Origin of the sequence: Chlorobaculum parvum NCIB 8327, from assembly GCF_000020505.1 — a bacterium.
GTDB classification, from domain to species: Bacteria; Bacteroidota; Chlorobiia; order Chlorobiales; family Chlorobiaceae; genus Chlorobaculum; species Chlorobaculum parvum_A.
The window spans coordinates 1,277,836-1,297,582 of record NC_011027.1; the positions used below are offsets into that span (position 1 = coordinate 1,277,836).

Here is a 19,747-nt window from a genome sequence, read left to right on the forward strand (position 1 = left end):
TCACTCCCTTGTTTTCAAAACGGCGATCAGGTCGAGCGTATGGATTCTGCGACCCACAATCAGACCCGTAACGATAGCAACCGTAACCATAACGGCAAAGGCAAAAAGAAAGTTGACCGGCGTAAAAACAAGCGGCATCCGGTACAGTTCCGAACTCAACGCTTTCGCCAGCAGAACCGAAAGCACGACGCCAATCGCAAAGCCGAGCGGAATGGCCGCGATGCAGAAAACTGCCTGCTCGCCGAGGAGGATCACGGCGATCTCCCGCTTGGTCATGCCGAGCACGCGAAGGCTCGACAGCTCACGCACCCGCTCCGACAAGGTGATGCGCGCACCGTTGTAGATCATCGCGAACGCCAGCACGCAGGCGAACGCTGTCAGGATGAAGGTCGAGGTGTTCATGCTTTTGGCGATCATCTCGTCGAAGCTCTTTTTCATGGCCTGAAGCATCATGACACCGGCAATCCCCGGCGTCTGCTTGAAGCGCTCGTACAACGCGATGCGCTTCGAACCGTCGAGCTTCAGCAATGCTGCGCTCAGCGCGCCGCCATCTCCGGCGAGGCGATTCAGCTCATCGATGCGAAGATACGCTGAAAGACCGAGAAGTTCGTCGATGGTTCCTGCCACCGGCACCTCCACCGAACGGCGCTCCCCCTGCAAAAACTCGACCTGTAGCACATCACCCGCCTTGACGTCGAGCAGGTCGGCCAGCGTGGTCGTCAAAAGCAAACCACGGGCGGGGAGATTCTGCAGCCGGTCATTGCTGTCGGTCAGGCGCTGCAAACCGTCGGTTTTCTGCAAGCCTTTCAGCGTTTGCCGCCGCGAATGGGAACCGAACCGCAGCCGAACCGGCTCCTCGCGATAATATTCCGCATCGAGCACCCCCTTCATCGACGCGAAGCTGAACGCGGTCGAAGGCGGCATGGCCTCGTTGAAAATCACGGTCACATCCTCCCGATGACGCGAGCCGAACTCCACCTCGCTCATGCGCTTGACCGAGTCGAAGGTGTAGCGGCTCACCACCAGAATGGCGATGGAGAGCGCGATCATGGTCACAGACAGAAGCGATTTGAACGGATGGCGCTCGATATTGCGCACGATGATTCGCACCGGCGTCGAAAACCGGCGGGCGATTTGCGGATTGTCGAGAATGCCCGGCTTGTAGATCGCTGGCGACTCGGGACGCATTGCCTCGGCTGGAGGGAGATTCACGGCCTTGCGAGCCGCATCGAGCGCTCCGCCAACCGCCGCACCGAAGCTCAGCAGCACCGCGGCCAAGGCGTTCTCCATCCGGAAATCATAGATCAGCCTGGGAAAATTATAGACGTCGCCGTACAGTTGCAGCAACTGCGTACCCAGCCACGCACCGCCTCCCGTACCGAGCATCACGCCCGCAACCGTCGGCACAAGCGCAAACCCGAGCACGTGCAGGCCGATATCCTCGTTGCTGTACCCCATCGCCTTGAGCACGGCGATCTGCTCTCGCTGCGTGCTCACCAGCCGCCGCAGGACGATGTTCAGAAGGAAGATCGCGACCGCCAGAAAAATGGTCGGCAAAACGGTAATTTCGATGCCGAGAATGCGGATTTCATCGGAGATAAAGCGGTCGGAAAGCTGCTGGTCACGCCCGTAAGCCCCGAGCGAACCGTAGCGGGCGAAGATCCTGTCGAGCTGACGGATCACCTCTTTTTCCGAAGCTCCGTGCGCCAGAGTCAACGCCATATCGTTGAACGCGCCGCTCATGTCAAGCGCCGACTCAAGCGCCTTGCGGTTCATCCAGAACACCCCGAATCGGCGGTTATCCGGGAAAAACGCGCCCGGCTGCACCTCGTAAATATACTCCGGCGACAACCCGACGCCCACGATCTGCAACCGCTTCCAGCGCCCGTTGATCACCACGCCAATGTGGTCGCCCGGCTGAAGGCGGTTCGCCTTCATGAACGGTTTGCTCACCACCACCTCCTCCGGGCGGGACGGATCGGGCATGCGCCCCGATGAAATGTACACGCCGTTCAGCGACGGCTCGCCCCGGTCGGGAAGCGACACCAGGTGCGCGGTCGCCGGTTCATCGAGCCCCGGAACATCCACGGTCACATCGGTCTGGATGCGCGTGCTCACCGTCGCCACGCCCGGAATGCGGCTCACCTTGCCGCGCAAAAACTCCGGCGCACGCTTGCACTGCATGAACAGATCGGCAAACCGGTAGCGGCTGTAATAATCGGAGCGCGACACCTCCAGCGAGTACTTCACATTGGTCATCGACACAAACACCGCAATCCCGCACAGCACCACTGCCGTCACCGCCAGCATCTGCCCCTTCATGTGCAGAAGATCGCGCAGAAGTTTCCGGTTGAGCTCTTTCATGGACAATTGCGTGTGGAGATTCTCGTATCAGCGTACATCTACAAGGTATCAACACCGAACCACAAAAAACCGTTTTACCGGCTGTTACGTATCAGCATAGTGTTGTCGCCATAACAGTCCAGCATCACCGTCATTGCGAGGAGCAAAGCGACGCGGCAATCCATGCCGCAATCAGCGAAGGCAAAAATGGATCGCCACGCCCCGACAGGTCGGGACTCGCGATGACGACTCTTCGTCATTTTTATCTTGATATTGATGACAGACCCGACGGCTGGAATTGGAAAATCTTTACATTCAGGATTGAAAGGATGATTGAACAGGCAGGCAAATAATCAAATCGAACTGATTACAAACAGGAGAAACTCATGGCTGATGCACCCTGCAAAAACTGCAAACTGCGCGCCAAATACGACCAGAATCCAAGCTCACTCGTCGGCCGATTCTGGCGCTGGCACATCAACTTCTGCCCCGGCTGGAAAGCCTACTTCACCTCGCTCCCGCAGGAAGAGAAAAAGAGGCTGGCTGCACAGTATGATTTCAGGAAATATCAGTAAGGCAGGATTGAAGAGATAGGCAAAAAAGCCCATTAGCGCGAAGGCAACTTCTTCGGCTTGCAAAGATTCTTCTTCTTTTTCGACACCCTCGCACATTTCTGGCAAATGTACCTAGGCTTTGAAACTGCTTCTACGATAGCAGGCATATTTTCCTCGATCTCCTTCTTGTCGAGCTTGCAGAGTTTATCGTCTGGTTTCATGTTGGCTAATACTCAGTTAACAGGAGGCTTTGGAGTAGTGCCAAAGGTGACGCGGAAACGCCATTCCGTTCAATGCCTGACTAGCTATTTGTCCCTTTCAGCGCTGACATAATAAAATCTTTTAATGAAAGACCACTGTTATCGAAATCAGTCAAATAAACGACCTTTCCCCCTTGGCGGTATGCATCTTGGAGCGGCCCCGCTTTCTTATCCAGTGTTAGAACAACCGATTGCAACGAGCGTGCTGCCAACGATATATCTGCCTCATTCTTGAATAATCTCGTTTTTCTTTTCTTATTTGCGCCTAACCTTGATTGTTGGGAATCAATGAATTTCATTTCTTCTTCGCTTGCCCAATAGCCAACACCCCAGCCGCCAACTCGTTGATCTGATGAGCTATGTTGCTCATCATAAAAACCAAAGTACGGACGAACATCAATATTACACGTTGCAATAGTCTGCTCAATATATCGACGCTTATGATCTGGTGTAGGTGGAATTTCAAACTCAGCCTCACGAGTCAGGTGCAATGCGAATTCACTCGTGGCAAGCTCTTTCATAAGGTCAATCTGACGATCAAACAGAAAGTCCCATACGTTATGGTCGATATAAATATCCATTAGCACAATACTAACCCTTTGCGAAAATTGATTATATGGTTTACCTATAACACGCCTGATTCTTGAGTTATGCCCTGATAATATACCTGAAAGAATCCCCTTCATCACCACGACAACTCCGAAGGCGAAATCTTCTCTTCATTCCGCCGATCCTCAATCACCTCCCCACTTCGCAACGTAATAACCCGGTCTGCCATGCCCGCGATGGAAACATTGTGCGTGATGACGAGCGTGGTGGTGCCGAGTTCGCGGTTGACTTTTTCAATCACTTCCAGCACGAGCTTGCCAGTAGTGTAGTCGAGCGCGCCGGTGGGTTCGTCGCAGAGCAGCAGTTCCGGGCGTTTGGCGACCGCGCGGGCGATGGCGACGCGCTGCTGCTCGCCACCGGAAAGCTGGGATGGGAAATGGTTAATGCGGTCGCCAAGGCCGACGAGGCGCAACGCTTCGTCTGGCGGCATGGGATTTTCGACGAGCTCGGTCACGAGCTGCACGTTTTCGAGCGCCGAGAGGCTTGAGATGAGGTTGTAAAACTGGAAGACGAAGCCGATGGAGCGGCGGCGGTAGGCGGTCAAGCCCTCCTCGCCCGAAGCGTTGATGTCCTTGCCCCGGAAGGTGACTTTGCCGGTATCGGGCACGTCGAGGCCGCCGACAATGTTGAGCAGCGTCGATTTCCCGCTGCCCGACGCGCCGAGCAGCACCACGAGCTGGCCTGCCCCGAAATCGAGCGAAATGTCGTGCAGAGCCTTGACGGTCACCTCACCCATCAGGTAACTTTTCGACACCCCATCGACGGTAAGAACGGATTGATGCGCTTGATCGATCATCGGCACAAACCTTCAGACATGGTTAAAAAAAACCTCTCCGAATCGAACCACTCCGCCGGAGAAAACATTCCTGAATGCTCCGGCATCCGCTCGATGGATTCAGCCGCGAGATTTGTATTTTCAGCTTTTCCATCGACAGCCGGAATCGCATGACACCACTTCTCTTTTTTATAGCGACCATCATCTTCGCCGCCGGGGCGGCTGCGGGCGCGGTTGCCGTCAACGTTCTCCGCAAAAAGCAGGACGGAATCTGCCGCGGCAGCGTGCGCATCGGTCCATCGACGGTCGCCGGACGCGGCGCATTTGCGCTCAAAGCGATCAACGAAGGCGACATCATCGAGCGCTGCCCGGCGCTTGAAGTGAACGAAAAAGACATCGGCGGCGAACTCTACAACTACGTCTTTTACGGCAGCGACGAAACCCGCAGACTCGTGGCCATGGGCTACGGCATGATGTTCAACCACTCCTCGACCCCCAACGTCGCCTACTACCGCGAAGACACCCCAACCGGCACCGAGCTGGTGCTCTACGCCCTGCGCAACATCAGCGAAGGCGAAGAGATGTACTACAACTACGGCGACGAATGGTGGAGTTCAAGAGGCGAAAAGGCAGATTTTTGACAGTTGACAGTTGACAGTTGACAGTTGACAGTTGACAGTTGACAGTTGACAGTTGACTATGGGAAATTGAATTTTTGAGCGCAACGAATCAAGGAAGGCCACAAAAACACCTTTCGGGGTTCGGACTTTGCTCTTCCCAAACTATCAACTGTCAACTATCCATTATCAACTAATCAAACCCTCGCTGCGAGAATCCGCCGCATCGCAGCTGCATCAAGCGGAGCTGCGTTACTCTTGCTTCGCGTTGTGGCGATGATCTCCTCGAAATCTTCCTCGCTCATCCCGAACTCGCCGAGACGCGGAAACGCGAACTGCTCCTGCCACGCTTCGAGCTTTGCGACAAGTTGCTCGCACGCTTCGGCTTCGCTCGAAAATGATTTGCCGGTGAGAATTCTGGCCGCGTTGGCAAATTTGGACAGGCCGACTGAAGGCTCCCCTTTTGCCTGAAGCTGGCGAATGTTCTCGCGGGTGGCTTCGGCGAGCAGCGTGGCGCAGAGCGTGCCGTGAGGGATGTCGAACAGGCCGCCGACCGACGAGGCGAAGCCGTGCACGATGCCTAGACCCGCGTTGGCCAGCGCGATGCCCGACATCAGCGCTGCGTAGGCCATGTCGGCGCGCACAGCAACCGAAGCCGCGCCGTCGCCGCTGGCAGCCTCGAACGAGCGGGCGAAGTGCTCCAGGCCACTGCAACAGAGCGCGTCGGTGTAGGCGCTGGCGAAAGGCGAGAGGTAGGCTTCGAGCAACTGGGTGAAGGCGTCCATGCCGGTCGAAACCGTCACCTCGCGCGGCAGGCTCACCATCAGCTCCGGATCGATAATCGCCACATCGGGCACGAATGCCGGATGGCGCAGCGAGCGCTTGAAGCCACCCGGCCCGACGCGGCTGATGACCGAGTTGTTCGTCACTTCGCTGCCGGTGCCCGAGGTGGTCGGCACAGCGATAAACGGCACTTTGCGTCCGTCGTGCAGCAATACGCCCGGACGTCCTTCGATGAAACGCTCGACCGAATGGTGCTGGAGCAGCATGCCCGAAATCGCCTTGCCCGCATCGAGCACACTGCCACCGCCGATTGCCGCAACCGCATCGAACGGGCGCTTGCGCCCAAGCTCCACGGCATGGTCGATCAGTTCAGGCGACGGCTCGCCCGCGACCTCCAGAAGTTCGACCTCGATCCCAGAGCGATGAAACTCTTCCAGCAACCCCGAAGCCGCTTCGGAGCGCCGAAGCGTGCTCCGGCCAGTCACCAGCAACAGAGTGCGGCCGTATGCCGAAACGGATGAAGGCAGGCAAGAAAGCTTGCCCGCGCCGAAATGGATGCGCGGCAACGGCAGAATGGAAAAATCGAGGTTTTGCTCACTCGACATTGCTGTACCTCCCCTGACGAATCAACAGTTTACCGCACTGCGGGCAACGCGCCGTCCGGCACGGAATGCCCTGCACCCAAGGCTGGCGGTGGCCGCAGTGCAGACAGACGCAAGCCGCCTCCCCCTCCGCCGCTTCGTTCGGACAAGGCTGGTCGATGTTACCACCCTCGATGCAGATAGTCTTGCCGCCCACCAAGGCGTCGGCAACCTTTTTCCGGGCGGATTTGATGATGCGCCCAAAGGTCTGGCGGGAGACCTTCATCTTTTCAGCCGCATCGGCGTGGTACAGCCCATCAAGGTCCGCAAGCCGCAGGGACTCGACCTCATCGAGCGTCAGCACCACATTCTGCTGGCGCTCCGGGCGCACCCCTTCGGGGAGAAAGCAGGTCACTTTGGGAACATCTTCGACAGAACGGCAGCTGACCGGTCTGCCCGCGCGCTGGTTTTTCATAGATCAGCCGGTATCGTTTAAAGCAGGAAGGCCGTCGCAGTGACGACACACCGGGACAGCCTTTCAAGTGTAATAAGCGGTTCGAGAATATTCAGCTGGGTTTCAGCCCCGCGGACATTCAGACCTCTTACATTTCATGTTGCCCCGGCTTTCAAGCCGGGTAGCACCACCTTGGTATGAAATATCCTTCAGCCCTCGACCACTTCGGTTTTCACCTCGAAAGCCGGGGGTTCCATGATGTGCTTCTTGACCGCGCAGAGGTTGGCTGCGTTGATAACCGCATCCTTGTACTTTTCCGGGAAGGTCGGCGGAACCTCGATGGTCAGGGTAATCTTGCCGATACCGCGCCCACCCGCTTTAGGCTCGTGACTCTGCACGATTTTTATGCCGTCGGTCGGAATCTCGCGGCTCTGGCAAAACGAATAGACGTAGATGCCTGCGCAGGTGCCGATTGAAGCGAGAAACAGGGCAAAAGGCTCGGGGGCAGAACCCTCGCCACCGCCGTGAACGGACTGGTCGGTCTTGATGGTAAATCCTCTGAATTCGGCGTTAACCTTTTTACCGCCGCCGAACGTCACGATCAAATCACTGGCCATAGATGGAAATGTCTTTAGCTTGAAGTTAAAATTCCGTGTCCAAGTATAACGATATAGCAATTGATTAGCAACGTGCTGAAAAAATCACCGAGTGCAAACGGGCACTACGCTATCGCCGAAAAAAGACCTTTGAGCCACAGCGCCGCCACGAACCACACGGCAATCTCCACCAGCTCGCTGCACGCACCGAGCACGTCGCCCGTGATGCCGCCGATCTTGCGGTGACTCAACCAGCCGACGAAGAACAGGGCGACAACCGAGCCAAAGAGCAGGATCGACGATGGGACGACCTGCCAGTCGAGCAGCACGAAAAGCAACACGACGCCGGAGACCGAGGCGACGAGCAGGTGCGGCCAGCCCGCATCCTCGACAAACGCCGTAGCCGTACCGCCCTCACTGCGGGCGTAAGGCATCCTCGCGGCAAGCAGCACCTGCGCCGTGCGCGACAGGACGACTCCGGCGGCGATCATGCCGTACGCTCCGGCGCGGGCCAGTTCAAGCAGACAAATCCACTTGAAGAGCATTACTCCGATGAGCGCCAGCGAGCCGAACGAACCGACGTTGGGGTCTTTCATGATTCGCAACGCCGCCTCGCGGTTTCGCCCACCAAAAAAGCCGTCGGCGAGATCAGCCAGCCCGTCGGCATGCAGCCCGCGAGTGAGGATGAACCCGCCCAGCAGCGCGAGCACGGCGGCCAGCTCCGGCCATCCGGCGCCCATTCCGGCGCGGGCAAACAGCACGACGATGCCGCCGATGACGAGCCCAACCACCGGAAACCAGTAGAGCGACGAACTGAACCGCTCGGCGTCACGCCCCGGCACCGGCAGCACGGTCAGCGTCCGGAGCGCCGTCACGAGTCCGCTCAGCATCTCAGGCGAGCTTTTCGACAAATTGCTTCACCCCGGCAGCGAACGCGGCAGGCTGCTCCTCCTGCGGAAGATGAGCGCAATCGGGGATGACAAGCAACTCCGCACCCGGCAGCTCCTTGGCCAACCGGAAGCTCTCCTCGGTTTTGACTGTCAGGTCGTGCTCACCGGTCACCACGAGCGACGGCGTCGCGACCGAAGGCACGCGCTTGTCGAAATGGAGTCGGTGCGTTTCGAGAAACAGCTCCCAGAAACCACGCGACCAGTCGCCAACCATAAAGTCATTTCTGAAAGCGGCAAGCGTCTCGTCCGAAAGGCGCGACTTGACGTGCCAGAATCCCCTGGTGTTTTTGTCATACAACTTCGCGATGAGCAGTTTCATCAGGCGTGAAAAGACCGGCCGCATCGCCTTCATGAAGGGCTTTACGAACGACGGCACCTCGCTGTTGGCGTAGCCGCTGTAGATCATCGCGCCGACGAGCACAAGGCCCTGCACGCGCTTCGGATGGCGCATGGCGGTGAGCAGCGCCAGCGTGCCGCCAGTGGAGTTGCCCACCAGCACCGCGCGGTCGAAACCGAGCTTGTCCATCAACGCCACGACGAGATCGCTCTGCGCCTCCGGACTGTAACGCACCTCGTTGTTGCGCTTCGGCAGCGAGCGCGAGGTCAACCCGAATGCAGGGCGATCGAAAATCAGCACCGTCGCCCCTTCAGAGAGCGGCTTTGTCACGTCGTACCACGAGCGCATGCTCAGAAAGCTGCCGTGCAGCAGCACGACGTAAGGCGGCTTGCCACTGCCGTAGAGCTTGTAGTGCACCCTGAAACCGTTGCAGTCAATAAACTTGCTTTCACTGTCGGCGCGCTGCCGCTGTATGTCGAGAAAAGAGTCCATGTTACTCAGTCGTTTTTGCCGGAAACTCCTGCCGAACTGAAGGTAGCCATTTCGTTGTAGATTTTCAGCGACGCCTCGATCACCTGCATCGCCATCGCCGCACCGGTGCCCTCGCCGAGCCGCAAATCGAGATCGAGGATCGGCCTTGCACCGAGCTTCTGCATCACCGCGCGGTGGCCCTGCTCATTGGAGAGGTGGCTGAAAAAGAGGTAGTCGCTCACCTTGCATGAGAGCTTGATGGCGCACACCGCCGCCGAGCTTGAGATGAAACCATCGACGACCACTGGCATCCCGACCGACGCCGCCCCGAGAATCAAACCGCAGATGCCCGCAATCTCGAAACCGCCCAGCGCCGCCAGCACTTCGAGCGGCGTGGCGAGATTGGCGCGATTGACCTCGATCGCCTTTTCGATCACCGCAATTTTGTGATGGAGCCGCTCGTCGTCGATGCCCGTGCCGCGCCCGGTGATTGCATTCACCGACATGTCGAGCAGCACCGAGTAGAGCGCCGTCGCGGGCGTCGTGTTGGCAATGCCCATCTCGCCGGTGGCAAGCAACTCGTAACCCTGCTCGCGCGCCTCAATGGCCAGCTCCGCACCCGCCATGATCGCCTGCAAGGTTTCATCGATACTCATCGCCGGGCCTTCGGCCATGTTCGCCGAACCGTGCTTCACCTTGCATCGGCGCAGCATCGGATGCTCCGCGAAATCGTGGTTCACCCCCATATCGACAACTTCAAGATCGGCCCCGGCATGGCGCGACAAGACGTTGATAGCCGCCCCGCCGCCCAGCATGTTGTACACCATCTGCGGCGTCACCTCGGCAGGAAACGCCGACACGCCCTCGGCTGCCACGCCATGATCGCCCGCAAAGCAGAACACCTTCTTTTTCGACAGCGAGGGCTTGCTTGTGCCGGTCGCGATACAATATTTCATCGCGATCTCTTCGAGCCGCCCAAGGCTCCCCTGCGGTTTGGTCAGATCATCGAGATGCGCCTTGACGGCGGAGGTCAGGTTCATATCGACAGGCTTGATGGAAGCGAGAAGCTGCTGAAAACGGTCGGTCATAGAAGTTGAATTACAGTTTTAGATTCAGGCGGGATTCATCCCACTGGACATTCAATAATCTTACATTCATGTTGCCCCGGACTTTAGTCCGGGGTTGATTGTTTGAGAACCAAAGGCAGTCCGCTGCACAGTAGATACGCCTGCGTAGCGCGTTCGGCCACCTTGCGATTGAGCGTTCCGGCAAGGTCGCGGAAGTCTCGAGCCATCGCGTTTTCGGGTACGATGCCCATACCGACCTCGTTGGAGACGAAGATGATGTCGCACGGCGGAGCGTTCAGCACGTCGAGCAGAGCATCGATGCGCTCATTGATCACCGACTCATCGCCGAGATAGTGCATCATGTTTCCCAGCCACACGGTCAGGCAATCGACCAGCACCACCTCAGTACCTTCGGGCAACGCCCGCAAGGCCTTGTCGAGATACACCGGCTCCTCCACCGTCGTGAATCGCTCTTCACGCTCCTCCTTGTGCTTATCGATACGACGCTGCATCTCGTCATCGAACGCCTCGGCGGTGGCAAGAAACACCCGGCGTTCGTAGGCAGCGGCAAGCCTCAGCGCATAACTGCTCTTGCCGCTCCGCGCTCCGCCGGTCACGTAGATCACTTCAGGCATAGCGATTGAATTGTGTTTGATGAATCAGCGACGGCTCGAATCATGATGAAAATCGTTCAAGTGTTTCAACTGACGACAGAAAATCCGCTTCCGAGAAAATCTCCAGCGTGAACACCTTCGGTTCGCCATCAGCCTTACGCAGCGCTTCGACCACCAGATCAAGCGCTTTGGGATTCATGTACGCGAGTGAGTTATGGTCACGACCTTCCGTCGTGCCGTGCATGTGCAGCACTCGCGCACGCGACAGGTAGCGGCGGAGATAGTCGGCGGTCGGGAAGCCGTAGAATTCGAGATGGCCCACGTCAAGCGTTACCGAAAAGTCGAACTCTTCGACGACCGGCCAGACGATCTCGAAGGGGTAGTTCAGGTTTTCGGCGCAGAACATCGAGGCCGATTCGCCGCAGCCGTCGAGCAGCATCTTCGCTGAATCGGCGAGGTTTCCGGCAAAACGCAAACGCTCTTCGTCGGAAAATTCGTTGATGTCCACCCCCTTGCCCGCCTCGAAGTGCATCACGAAAGCGGACTTTGGCAGCTCGCGCGTCAACTCGATAATCCGGTGGCACTTGCCCACCGAACGCTCGCGCTCGCCTGGATCGTCGTTGCCAAGATAGACGTCGAGCGGCAGGTGCACCGAGTAGGTGAGGTCGTGCTCTGCGGCCAGCGCGACAAGCTCTGCGATCACCTCTGGCGTCGGCAGGTTGCTGAATTCGTCAGACTCGAAGAGCACAAGCTCGATGTCCTGCACCTTGCCCGCCAGGTAGTGCACGTTGGGCAGAATGTCGTCCGGAATGATGTAGGACGAGGTGCCGAGTCTGAACGGGTACTTCTTCATTTAACGTTGCGATTCCGGCCACGCCCGATTGAGCAGAGCCGTCAGTTCCTGGATTCCTTTCCACTCCGTCGCTCCGGCATTGCGAAGCCTCGATGACATTTCGGCGGCCTCCTTGCCGGGCGTGTAGTCGCGCTTGTCGAGGCCGGAGGCGATCCAGACCGGCTTGCCCGCGTCGAGCGCTTCGGCGGCGAGCCGGAGGTTCACGAGGTTGCCGGGGCCGATGGGCACCGGGCCGATCACCACGCCGTCGGCTTGCGACACCATCGCGGCAGCCTGCCGGAACGCCTCGCTTCCGACCGCCGAGAAGGGCTGTTCGAGCACGCACGGAATGTCAAGCGCACGGGCCGCTTCGGCGTCGGAGTCGAGCCGGTTGAGCACCCCGGACGTCACCTCGAAGCCCTCGATGGAGAGCCGCCGGAACAACTCGATGCCCGACCCACCGCCGCATATGACGTGCAGCCGCTTGCGCACTGCCGGTCGCCGCAGCAGCTCATCGAGCGCGCCGCTCACCACCGGATTGCCGCTGAAGGGGTCGCGCCGCACGCGCAGTTCACAGTCATAGACGCGGCTCAGCAAGTCGGACTTCATCACCTCCTCCGGCGAGCCGTTCTTCACCAGCCGCCCGTGCTGCACCAGCATCAGCCGCCCGGCAACCTGCGCGGCAAGGTTGAGGTCGTGGCTGACGAGCAGCACCGTGATCTTCTCCTCGCGGTTGATGTTCATCAGGATGCGGAGCACCTCCTGGCTGTGGTTGATGTCGAGGTGCGCGATCGATTCGTCGAGCATGATGATGCGCGGCTCCTGCGCCAGAGCCATCGCGAGCGCCGTGCGCTGCTGCTCCCCAGCGCTCAGTTCGTTGAAGCGGCGCTCCTTCATGTCGAACACGTTGGTGTAGATCATCGCCTTCTCGACGCTGTCGTAGTCTCGCCCCTCCAGCCCCGTCCAGCGCCCGCGCAGATTCCGGCCCAGCATCACGATTTCGCCCACCGTAAAGGCCATCGGCGAGTCGAGCTTCTGCGGCACCACACCGATGAGCGAGGCGCGTTCACGCGGTTTGAGCGACGAGACCTCGCGCCCGAACACCTCGACCTTGCCCTCTGACGCCTTGAGCAAGCCGGTGGCGGTTTTGAGCAAGGTGCTCTTGCCGGAGCCGTTCGGGCCGATCAGCGAGACGAACTCACCCTCGGCGATCCCGAAATCGACGCCGTGCAGTACCGTGCGCCCCTTGTACCCGGCGGTGACGCCCCGGAACGCGAGCGCGGGCGCTCCCAGCTCAGTCATTCCAGGCATACTTCATCCTTTTTCTGAGCACAATGAGGAAAAACGGGCCGCCCGCCAGCGCCGTCACCACTCCAACGGGAATTTCGATGGGAGCCATAACGATGCGGGCCAAAGCGTCGCAGAGCACGAGAAACGCCCCGCCGCCGAAGGCCGAGGCAGGCACCAGCCAGCGGTGGTCGGGGCCGAAGATCGCCCGCATGACGTGCGGCACGATGAGACCCACGAAGCCGATCATGCCGCCCATCGAGACCGCCGTGGCCGCCAGCAACGTGGCGAGCAGCAAGCTTGAAACGGTGACCGTCCCGGCGTTCAGCCCCTGATAGTGCGCCATTTCGCGGCCCAGCGTCAGCACGTTCAGCGCCGGTGCGAGCAGCCACAGCGCCACCGACGCACTCGCGATGAAGAGCAGCGCGATGAGCTGGTCGCCCCACGAGGAGGGCTGGAGGTTGCCGAGCATCCACCACATCACGGTGTGCATCCCCTCGACATTGGCCGTCGAGACGAGAAACATGATGACGCTCGAACAGATCGCGCTCACGATCACGCCTGAGAGGATCAGGCTGTAAACCGACGGCATACCGCCGCCCTGACCCGCGATGGCGTAGACCGCGAAAAGCGTGACGACGGCAAAAAAGAACGCCGTCACCGGCAGCCCCGCCGCGCCGAGGATTCCGCCGCCAACGAGGATGCTCAACGCCGCGCCAAGCCCTGCGCCGCCGCTCACGCCAAGCACGTACGGCTCGGCCAGCGGGTTGCGCAGAATCGCTTGGAACACCGTGCCGGAGGTCGAGAGCGCCGCACCGACCAGCATCCCCATCACGAAGCGACCGAGCCGCAGGTCGATGATCGCGCGGCCCGAAATCGACGACGTGTCGGGCAGACCGATGCCGGACGGACCAAGCAGAAGCGACAGACCGAGCAGCGCCGGAATGGCCGCCGCCAGCAGCAGCGCCCGTCGGCGATTGACCGGCGAACCCTGAACGATCATCGGGCGGCAGCCGTCGCCGCCCTTCATTTTATTCGAGCGCGTCAGGCTCACTCCTCCACGCCAGCCTGCGAGAGCAATCCCTGCTCGTAGCCGTGCTTGACCATCTTCATCTCGGTCACGGTGTCGGCAACGTCGATCAGCGCCTGCGGCGCGTTACGACCGGTGAGCACGATGATCTTGTCATCAGCATCGACAATCGCCTTGATGAGAGGTTCGAGCGGAATGATTCCTTTCGAGGCCGCATAGCACACTTCGTCGAGCAGCACAAAGTCATACTCGTCCGAAGCCAGCGCGTCGATGGCCTCTTCGAAGCCGAACTCCGCCGCTTCGAGATGCTTCTGCATCATCGGGCTTTCGGGATCGGTCGGCAGAAATCCCTTTCCGTAATGATCCCACTCGACCTCCTCGAAGCGGGTGAAAAACAGCACCTCGCCGACCCCTTCCTGCGCCTTGACGAACTGGATAACCCGTGCTTTCATGCCGTGGCCGATCGCGCGAGAGAGCATGCCGAATGCGGCCGTACTCTTGCCCTTGCCATCACCCGTAAAAAGAAGAACCCGTTTCTGTGTCATAAGTGTATGTTTGAAAATAAGATGAGGTAAAAAACAAACAGCATCCCCGAACCGGCGGCAAGAAAAAGCGCCGATGCCGCGTACATGAGTCGCATGGCGCGGGTGATCGTGTCGGCGTCCATCGCCCCGTTGCGAAGACCGAGCGTTGGCACGGCTTTGGTAACGCCGCCGTAGCTCCGCTCACCGCCGAGCGTGACGCCGAGCGCCCCGGCAAAGGCCGCTTCGGGATAGCCCGCATTCGGGCTTTCGTGCAGCCGCGCCCCCGCCTTCACCGCGCGGAATGCGCCCTGCGGATCGAGCCTTAAAATAAAAGCCGCAGCAGCAACAGCCAAAACCGTCAGGCGCGACGGCAGGTAGTTCATAAAATCATCAAATCGCGCCGACGCCCAGCCGAACTCACGGTAGCGCTCGTTGCGGTAACCGAACATCGAGTCGAGCGTGTTCGATGCCTTGTACAGCCAGGCCCCTGCCGGGCCGAACAGCAGGCCATAGAAAAGCGGCGCACTCACACCGTCCGAGGTGTTCTCGGCCACGCTCTCCACCGTCGCACGCGCAACCCCTTCTTCGTCGAGCGTCGAAGTATCGCGCCCGACCATCATCGCCACCTTCCGGCGAGCCAACTCCAGATCACCCGCACGGAGCGCATTCCGAACTGCCGCTGCATGGTCGTAGAGATCGCGTGGAGCGATCGCGAAATAGAGCAGCAGCACCGACACCGCAATGCCCACAATCGGGTGCAGCACAAAAGCGAGCACCTCCACAGCGAGTACGGTCACCACCGTGCTCGTGATGACCATCGCCACCGTCAGCGCTCCGGCCATCCTGAGCGGCAAAAACGTCATGCCACGAAACAGCGCTTCCGTGCTTGACGCCAGTTTGCCGACCAGCCTCACCGGATGAGGAAACCACTGCGGATCGCCAAGCAGCAGATCGAGCAGAAAAGCCAGCGGCAAAAGCAGAAAGGTCATCGAACCGCCTCCCGGACGGTAGATTTGGCGCTTTTCGATGCCTTTCCGAAATCGTTCAGCGCCGAAATCAGACGTCGATTCTCCATCGGCATCCGGATACAGAAGCGGAAAAAGGTCGGATCGATGGAGTCGAAATTGGAGCAATCGCGCACCAGGATTCCGCGCTCGGCAAGAAAACCCTGCAGAAAATCGAGACCGACCGTTTCGTCAACCGAAGCAAACAGGAAATTGGCCGCGCCGCCGTAAAGCTTGATGGCCGGGTTACCGGCAAGCCCTTCGGAGAACTGGCGGCGCCCTTCGGCAACGATGGCACGCACCCGCTCCTCGAAATCCCCGCAGTCGAGCAACAGCGTAGCAGCGCGTTCAGCGATAGCGTTGATCGTCCACGGCTCCTTGTGGCCGAACAGCCGCCGGATCATCGAGGGATGTGCAATCACCGCGCCGAGGCGCAACCCGGCGATGGCGTAGAACTTGGTGAGCGAATGCACCACAGCGATGTTCCGGAACGCCTTGATCTCCGACATCAGCGAGTTTGACGGAAACGCTTCCGTGAACTGGATGAAGGCCTCGTCGATGATGAAAAGTTTGTCAGGAAAACGGCAGGCCAGCGCCAGAATCAGCTCCTTCGGAATCAGCGTACCGGTCGGGTTGTTCGGACTGCCTGCGATCAGCGCGTCGCACCCTTCGAGCGCCGAGGCTACGGTGTCGATGTCGGGAAAGGCGAAGTCCGTGGCGGCCTCCAGCGGCAGCGGCACAACCTCTGCTCCGGCAAGACGGCAAGCGCGCCCGTAGTCAAAGAAGCTCGGCTGCGGAACGAGCACACGCTTGAGGCCAAGCGCTCTCGGAATCAGGTACAGCCCCTCGATTGCACCGTTCGTAGCCAGCACGCACTGCCGTTCGAGGCCGAACCGGGCCGCATAGAACTCGCGCACACTATGTCCATCCATCGAGGGATAGGATGCAAATGGAATGGTGGTGGAGAACAGCTCCTGCAACGGAGGGTCGATAGGCGCGAGATTGACGCTGAAGTCGAGCGAAATGGCACTCGCAAGCCTGTCGCCCGAACGGTCGCCGTGGCGATGTGCCAGCAGATGATCGTGGTTCATGACTCTTTCTCCCCTTTGACCGAAAGACCGGCAATAGCAAACAGCTTCTCAAGATCGAGATTTTCCGAGAAATGCTTGGCAAGCAGCTCGAATGGATCAGCGGCGGACGCTCCCACTGGCGATTCGTAACCGCTGTCCAGCATTCGCAGAAACCAGGTGCGGACTTCCGGACGGTCGAAGAAGCCGTGAAAATAGGTGCCCATCACCCGCCCGTCGGCACTCAAAGCTCCGTCGAAGCCTGCATCGGCCTTGCCATTGCGCTCCGTCACGTCGATGAGCGGCGACGCGCCCGGATCGACCTCCGTCCGACCCATGTGAATTTCGTAACCGCCGACCAAACAGGACGAGCCCGCAAGCGTGCCGATGGTGTTGCTCAGCATCTTCTCGCGTTCGAGCACAGTTTTGACGGTCAACAGCCCAAGCCCCGCGCTTTCGCCCGGAGCGCCCTCGACGCCGTGCGGATCAGCGATGGAGGCCCCGAGCATCTGATAGCCGCCGCAGAGGCCGACGATGATGCCACCGCGTTTGCGAAATTTCTCGATCTCGTCGCGCCAGCCCATTTTTTCGAGCCATGCGAGGTCACCGCGCACGTTCTTCGAGCCGGGCAGGATCAGCGCATTGTAGCTATCGAGCGACTTCGGACGGTGGAGGTAGTGCAGCTCGACCGAGGGATCGCGCTCCAGCGGTGCGAGGTCAGTAAAGTTGGAGATGTGCGGGAAGTAGATCGCCGCGATGCCGATCTTGTCGCCAGACGGCTCGCGCTTCGGATCGACCACCGACGACAATGGTACGGCGTCCTCGGCGTCGATGGCGAGCGCCTTGACCCAAGGCAGCACGCCGAGCACCGGCACGCCGGTCATCGATTCGAGCATCCGGACGCCTTCGTCGAAGAGCGATTTGTCGCCCCGAAAGCGGTTGATGATGACGCCCTTGACCAGCGCCCGATCCTCCGGCGGAATCACCGCCAGCGTGCCCGCCACCTGCGCGAACACGCCGCCGCGGTCGATGTCCGCCACGAGAATCACCGCCGCCCCGGCGCGCCGAGCGGTCTTGAAATTCACGAAATCGCGCTTGTAGAGGTTCATCTCGGCACACGACCCCGCCCCCTCGATCACCAGCAGCTCGTGCTCTGCTGCCAGCCGGTCGAGGCTCTCGAACGCCGCCTCGGCCCAGCGCCGCGTGTCGCCGAAATATTCGCGAGCGCTCTTGTCCGCGCACACTTTGCCTTGCAGCACGACCTGCGCGCCGGTGTCGGTGTTAGGCTTGAGCAGCACCGGGTTCATGTCCGCATGGGGCGTCACCCGCGCGGCAATCGCCTGCACGATCTGCGCCCGGCCCATCTCGAAACCGTCCGGCGTGACGCCTGAATTATTCGACATGTTCTGCGCTTTGTAGGGCGCCACATCGACTCCCGCGTTGCTGAAAATGCGGCACAGCGCGGTGGCCACGATGCTCTTGCCGACGTCCGAGGCGGTACCGAGTATGGCGATGTTGGTCATGGGCGTTACGAAATCAGTTACCATTGCTCCTGATGCAGCAGGTCGTCGAGTGCAAGGCGCGGCAGCCAGCCGGCCTGCTCCAGCTCCGGCGTTTCGTGGAAAAAGCTCACGTAACCGATGCAGAGCCACGCCACCGGCACGATGTGCTCCGGAATGCCGAGTACCCGGCGCACATGGTCGTGGTGGATGATGCTCACCCAGCCGACGCCGAGATTTTCCGCACGTGCAGCGAGCCACAGGTTCTGCACCGCGCAGACCGAGCTGTACAGGTCCATCTCCGGATTGGCCGTGCGCCCGATCACCACCTCGCCACTGCGGCTGCGGTCGCAGGTGACGCAGATGCCGACCGGCGCTTCGAGAATCCCTTCGAGCTTGAAGCTGCGATACTGCTCGCGCCGTTCACCCTCGAACATACGAGCAGCTTCAGCGTGCGCCTGCTCGAAGCCGTCCTTGATCTGCTTCCGCACCTCGAAATCGCGCACGACGACGAAGTCCCACGGCTGCATGAAGCCAACGCTCGGCGCGTGATGCGCCGCATCGAGCACCCGGCGAAGCACCTCGTCCGGCACCGGATCGAGCAGATACTGACCTCGCACATCGCGGCGGTTGTAAATCACTTTGTAGAGCGCATCACGCTCTGAAGTGCTGATGGTCATTTCAGCCTCCCATGCTGTTCACCGAATTGTCGCTGCAACTCCTCGATACCCGAAAGGAGCCTCGGCGAAGCAGAGGTGAAACTGGCCCCGTTCAACTGCACCACCTGGTAGTTCCCGGTACCGATGACGACTGGGCACGAATGGGCATCATCCTTGAGCACAAAAATGATCTCTGGCTTTGTTCGACGCACAAGATCGGCAACGGTTGCCACCGGCGCACCCGGCCTGAGGTGACGGATCGTCGGATAATCCTCGACGACATTGAAACCTGCCGTGGCGAAAAGATCATGAAGATAAGTCTTTACGCCGAAAGAAAAAGGCGTCCCTTTGCAACTCGAAAGAATCAGCGCCCGACGCCCAAGGCCATCGACCTGAGCTGCAGCCTCGCGCCACCGCCGGTCGAATGCGGCAGCTTTCGCTTCGCCATCCTCGACGCCGAGCGTCTTACAAATGGTGCGGATGTTTTCGGTAACCTCATTCATGTTCTGGAAACCATGCAGCACGACACACTCGGCGCCTTTTGGTGTCACTTGCCTGAGCACCTCCTCGCTCGTCCAGTCCGAAGCAAACAGATAATCGGGATGAAGCGCAGCAATTGCTTTTTTGTCGGGATCCATGACACCACCGGTTTTCGGCCTGTCGAGATCGTCATACCGGCTGACGCCGACAATCCGGTCACCGAGTCCGAGATACATCAGGGTGTTGGTGATATACGGCGACTGACTGACGATCCGCTCCCCCGCCCCGGCTGCCCCCGCAACAAGCAGGAGCAGCATCGTAAGTATCAATTGTTTCATGATTGATGACGACCGG

Annotated in this window: 21 protein-coding genes; 2 read left to right on the plus strand and 19 right to left on the minus strand. The window is 59.6% G+C overall.

Going from position 1 to position 19,747, the window contains the following annotated elements:
* Positions 1-2,364 carry an ABC transporter permease gene (locus CPAR_RS05905; RefSeq protein ID WP_012502401.1) on the minus strand — a complete coding sequence of 788 codons (2,364 nt, stop codon included), beginning with the start codon at positions 2,362-2,364 and terminating at the stop codon, positions 1-3.
* 365 nt (positions 2,365-2,729) lie between these two features.
* Between CPAR_RS05905 and CPAR_RS05910 the strand changes: the two genes are divergently transcribed.
* Positions 2,730-2,918, plus strand: coding sequence for a hypothetical protein (locus CPAR_RS05910; RefSeq protein WP_012502402.1), 189 nt, complete (start codon positions 2,730-2,732; stop codon positions 2,916-2,918).
* Positions 2,919-3,198: 280 nt separating this feature from the next.
* Here CPAR_RS05910 and CPAR_RS10635 read toward each other — a convergent pair whose 3' ends face one another.
* Positions 3,199-3,846 (minus strand): hypothetical protein, encoded by a 648-nt coding sequence (locus CPAR_RS10635; protein WP_156773386.1) that lies wholly within the window; start codon positions 3,844-3,846, stop codon positions 3,199-3,201.
* Positions 3,843-4,562, minus strand: coding sequence for an ABC transporter ATP-binding protein (locus tag CPAR_RS05920; protein ID WP_012502405.1), 720 nt, complete (start codon positions 4,560-4,562; stop codon positions 3,843-3,845). The genes CPAR_RS10635 and CPAR_RS05920 overlap by 4 nt, the downstream gene beginning before the upstream one ends.
* 149 nt (positions 4,563-4,711) lie before the next feature.
* On the opposite strand from CPAR_RS05920, the gene CPAR_RS05925 reads away from it, so the two are divergent.
* Positions 4,712-5,182: an SET domain-containing protein gene (locus tag CPAR_RS05925; protein WP_012502406.1), complete on the plus strand. Its 471-nt coding sequence runs from the start codon at positions 4,712-4,714 to the stop codon at positions 5,180-5,182.
* Positions 5,183-5,355: 173 nt separating this feature from the next.
* Here CPAR_RS05925 and CPAR_RS05930 read toward each other — a convergent pair whose 3' ends face one another.
* The 16 genes from CPAR_RS05930 to CPAR_RS06005 all read right to left on the minus strand — a co-directional run bounded on the left by CPAR_RS05930 (position 5,356) and on the right by CPAR_RS06005 (position 19,731).
* Complete coding sequence (locus CPAR_RS05930) at positions 5,356-6,546, minus strand: iron-containing alcohol dehydrogenase (protein WP_012502407.1); 1,191 nt, start codon at positions 6,544-6,546, stop codon at positions 5,356-5,358.
* Complete coding sequence (locus tag CPAR_RS05935) at positions 6,536-6,997, minus strand: DUF134 domain-containing protein (RefSeq protein ID WP_012502408.1); 462 nt, start codon at positions 6,995-6,997, stop codon at positions 6,536-6,538. The genes CPAR_RS05930 and CPAR_RS05935 overlap by 11 nt, the downstream gene beginning before the upstream one ends.
* A 188-nt stretch (positions 6,998-7,185) precedes the next feature.
* Entirely contained in the window at positions 7,186-7,593 is a 408-nt protein-coding gene (locus tag CPAR_RS05940; protein WP_012502409.1) for an OsmC family protein, read from the minus strand.
* Positions 7,594-7,697: 104 nt separating this feature from the next.
* On the minus strand, positions 7,698-8,462 hold the full coding sequence (gene cobS, locus CPAR_RS05945; RefSeq protein ID WP_012502410.1) for an adenosylcobinamide-GDP ribazoletransferase: 765 nt from the start codon (positions 8,460-8,462) through the stop codon (positions 7,698-7,700).
* Position 8,463: 1 nt separating this feature from the next.
* Positions 8,464-9,351 (minus strand): alpha/beta fold hydrolase, encoded by an 888-nt coding sequence (locus tag CPAR_RS05950; RefSeq protein ID WP_012502411.1) that lies wholly within the window; start codon positions 9,349-9,351, stop codon positions 8,464-8,466.
* A 5-nt stretch (positions 9,352-9,356) separates the two neighbouring features.
* Entirely contained in the window at positions 9,357-10,418 is a 1,062-nt protein-coding gene (cobT, locus tag CPAR_RS05955) for a nicotinate-nucleotide--dimethylbenzimidazole phosphoribosyltransferase (protein ID WP_012502412.1), read from the minus strand.
* 83 nt (positions 10,419-10,501) lie between these two features.
* The gene (cobU, locus tag CPAR_RS05960; RefSeq protein ID WP_012502413.1) at positions 10,502-11,032 is read right to left on the minus strand and encodes a bifunctional adenosylcobinamide kinase/adenosylcobinamide-phosphate guanylyltransferase; all 531 of its coding nucleotides are present in this window, start codon (positions 11,030-11,032) and stop codon (positions 10,502-10,504) included.
* Between the two features lie 40 nt (positions 11,033-11,072).
* On the minus strand, positions 11,073-11,864 hold the full coding sequence (gene cbiR, locus CPAR_RS05965) for a cobamide remodeling phosphodiesterase CbiR (RefSeq protein WP_012502414.1): 792 nt from the start codon (positions 11,862-11,864) through the stop codon (positions 11,073-11,075).
* Entirely contained in the window at positions 11,865-13,154 is a 1,290-nt protein-coding gene (locus CPAR_RS05970) for an ABC transporter ATP-binding protein (protein ID WP_012502415.1), read from the minus strand.
* Positions 13,138-14,160: a FecCD family ABC transporter permease gene (locus CPAR_RS05975; RefSeq protein ID WP_012502416.1), complete on the minus strand. Its 1,023-nt coding sequence runs from the start codon at positions 14,158-14,160 to the stop codon at positions 13,138-13,140. The genes CPAR_RS05970 and CPAR_RS05975 overlap by 17 nt, the downstream gene beginning before the upstream one ends.
* Positions 14,161-14,180: 20 nt before the next feature.
* Positions 14,181-14,705, minus strand: a complete 525-nt coding sequence (locus tag CPAR_RS05980) for a cob(I)yrinic acid a,c-diamide adenosyltransferase (protein WP_012502417.1) — start codon at positions 14,703-14,705, stop codon at positions 14,181-14,183.
* Complete coding sequence (cbiB, locus tag CPAR_RS05985) at positions 14,702-15,673, minus strand: adenosylcobinamide-phosphate synthase CbiB (protein WP_012502418.1); 972 nt, start codon at positions 15,671-15,673, stop codon at positions 14,702-14,704. The genes CPAR_RS05980 and cbiB overlap by 4 nt, the downstream gene beginning before the upstream one ends.
* The gene (gene cobD / locus CPAR_RS05990) at positions 15,670-16,779 is read right to left on the minus strand and encodes a threonine-phosphate decarboxylase CobD (RefSeq protein ID WP_012502419.1); all 1,110 of its coding nucleotides are present in this window, start codon (positions 16,777-16,779) and stop codon (positions 15,670-15,672) included. Before cobD ends, cbiB begins: the two co-directional genes overlap by 4 nt.
* Positions 16,776-18,302: a cobyric acid synthase gene (locus tag CPAR_RS05995; protein ID WP_012502420.1), complete on the minus strand. Its 1,527-nt coding sequence runs from the start codon at positions 18,300-18,302 to the stop codon at positions 16,776-16,778. Before CPAR_RS05995 ends, cobD begins: the two co-directional genes overlap by 4 nt.
* Entirely contained in the window at positions 18,296-18,934 is a 639-nt protein-coding gene (bluB, locus tag CPAR_RS06000; RefSeq protein WP_012502421.1) for a 5,6-dimethylbenzimidazole synthase, read from the minus strand. The genes CPAR_RS05995 and bluB overlap by 7 nt, the downstream gene beginning before the upstream one ends.
* Positions 18,931-19,731, minus strand: coding sequence for an ABC transporter substrate-binding protein (locus CPAR_RS06005; protein ID WP_012502422.1), 801 nt, complete (start codon positions 19,729-19,731; stop codon positions 18,931-18,933). Before CPAR_RS06005 ends, bluB begins: the two co-directional genes overlap by 4 nt.
* Positions 19,732-19,747: the final 16 nt, after the last annotated feature.

What these genes read in the sequence shown, in the direction of transcription:
- CPAR_RS05995 (WP_012502420.1), bottom strand. Translation starts at nt 18,302, where the DNA reads ATGGTAACTGATTTCGTAACGCCCATGACCAACATCGCCATACTCGGT.
- CPAR_RS05920 (WP_012502405.1), bottom strand. Translation starts at nt 4,562, where the DNA reads ATGATCGATCAAGCGCATCAATCCGTTCTTACCGTCGATGGGGTGTCG.
- CPAR_RS05905 (WP_012502401.1), bottom strand. Translation starts at nt 2,364, where the DNA reads ATGAAAGAGCTCAACCGGAAACTTCTGCGCGATCTTCTGCACATGAAG.
- CPAR_RS05970 (WP_012502415.1), bottom strand. Translation starts at nt 13,154, where the DNA reads ATGCCTGGAATGACTGAGCTGGGAGCGCCCGCGCTCGCGTTCCGGGGC.
- CPAR_RS05930 (WP_012502407.1), bottom strand. Translation starts at nt 6,546, where the DNA reads ATGTCGAGTGAGCAAAACCTCGATTTTTCCATTCTGCCGTTGCCGCGC.
- CPAR_RS05975 (WP_012502416.1), bottom strand. Translation starts at nt 14,160, where the DNA reads ATGAAGGGCGGCGACGGCTGCCGCCCGATGATCGTTCAGGGTTCGCCG.
- CPAR_RS05950 (WP_012502411.1), bottom strand. Translation starts at nt 9,351, where the DNA reads ATGGACTCTTTTCTCGACATACAGCGGCAGCGCGCCGACAGTGAAAGC.
- CPAR_RS05910 (WP_012502402.1), top strand. Translation starts at nt 2,730, where the DNA reads ATGGCTGATGCACCCTGCAAAAACTGCAAACTGCGCGCCAAATACGAC.
- cobD (WP_012502419.1), bottom strand. Translation starts at nt 16,779, where the DNA reads ATGAACCACGATCATCTGCTGGCACATCGCCACGGCGACCGTTCGGGC.
- cobS (WP_012502410.1), bottom strand. Translation starts at nt 8,462, where the DNA reads ATGCTGAGCGGACTCGTGACGGCGCTCCGGACGCTGACCGTGCTGCCG.
- CPAR_RS06005 (WP_012502422.1), bottom strand. Translation starts at nt 19,731, where the DNA reads ATGAAACAATTGATACTTACGATGCTGCTCCTGCTTGTTGCGGGGGCA.
- CPAR_RS05935 (WP_012502408.1), bottom strand. Translation starts at nt 6,997, where the DNA reads ATGAAAAACCAGCGCGCGGGCAGACCGGTCAGCTGCCGTTCTGTCGAA.
- cbiB (WP_012502418.1), bottom strand. Translation starts at nt 15,673, where the DNA reads ATGACCTTTCTGCTTTTGCCGCTGGCTTTTCTGCTCGATCTGCTGCTT.
- cobU (WP_012502413.1), bottom strand. Translation starts at nt 11,032, where the DNA reads ATGCCTGAAGTGATCTACGTGACCGGCGGAGCGCGGAGCGGCAAGAGC.
- cbiR (WP_012502414.1), bottom strand. Translation starts at nt 11,864, where the DNA reads ATGAAGAAGTACCCGTTCAGACTCGGCACCTCGTCCTACATCATTCCG.
- bluB (WP_012502421.1), bottom strand. Translation starts at nt 18,934, where the DNA reads ATGACCATCAGCACTTCAGAGCGTGATGCGCTCTACAAAGTGATTTAC.
- CPAR_RS05940 (WP_012502409.1), bottom strand. Translation starts at nt 7,593, where the DNA reads ATGGCCAGTGATTTGATCGTGACGTTCGGCGGCGGTAAAAAGGTTAAC.
- CPAR_RS05925 (WP_012502406.1), top strand. Translation starts at nt 4,712, where the DNA reads ATGACACCACTTCTCTTTTTTATAGCGACCATCATCTTCGCCGCCGGG.
- CPAR_RS05980 (WP_012502417.1), bottom strand. Translation starts at nt 14,705, where the DNA reads ATGACACAGAAACGGGTTCTTCTTTTTACGGGTGATGGCAAGGGCAAG.
- cobT (WP_012502412.1), bottom strand. Translation starts at nt 10,418, where the DNA reads ATGACCGACCGTTTTCAGCAGCTTCTCGCTTCCATCAAGCCTGTCGAT.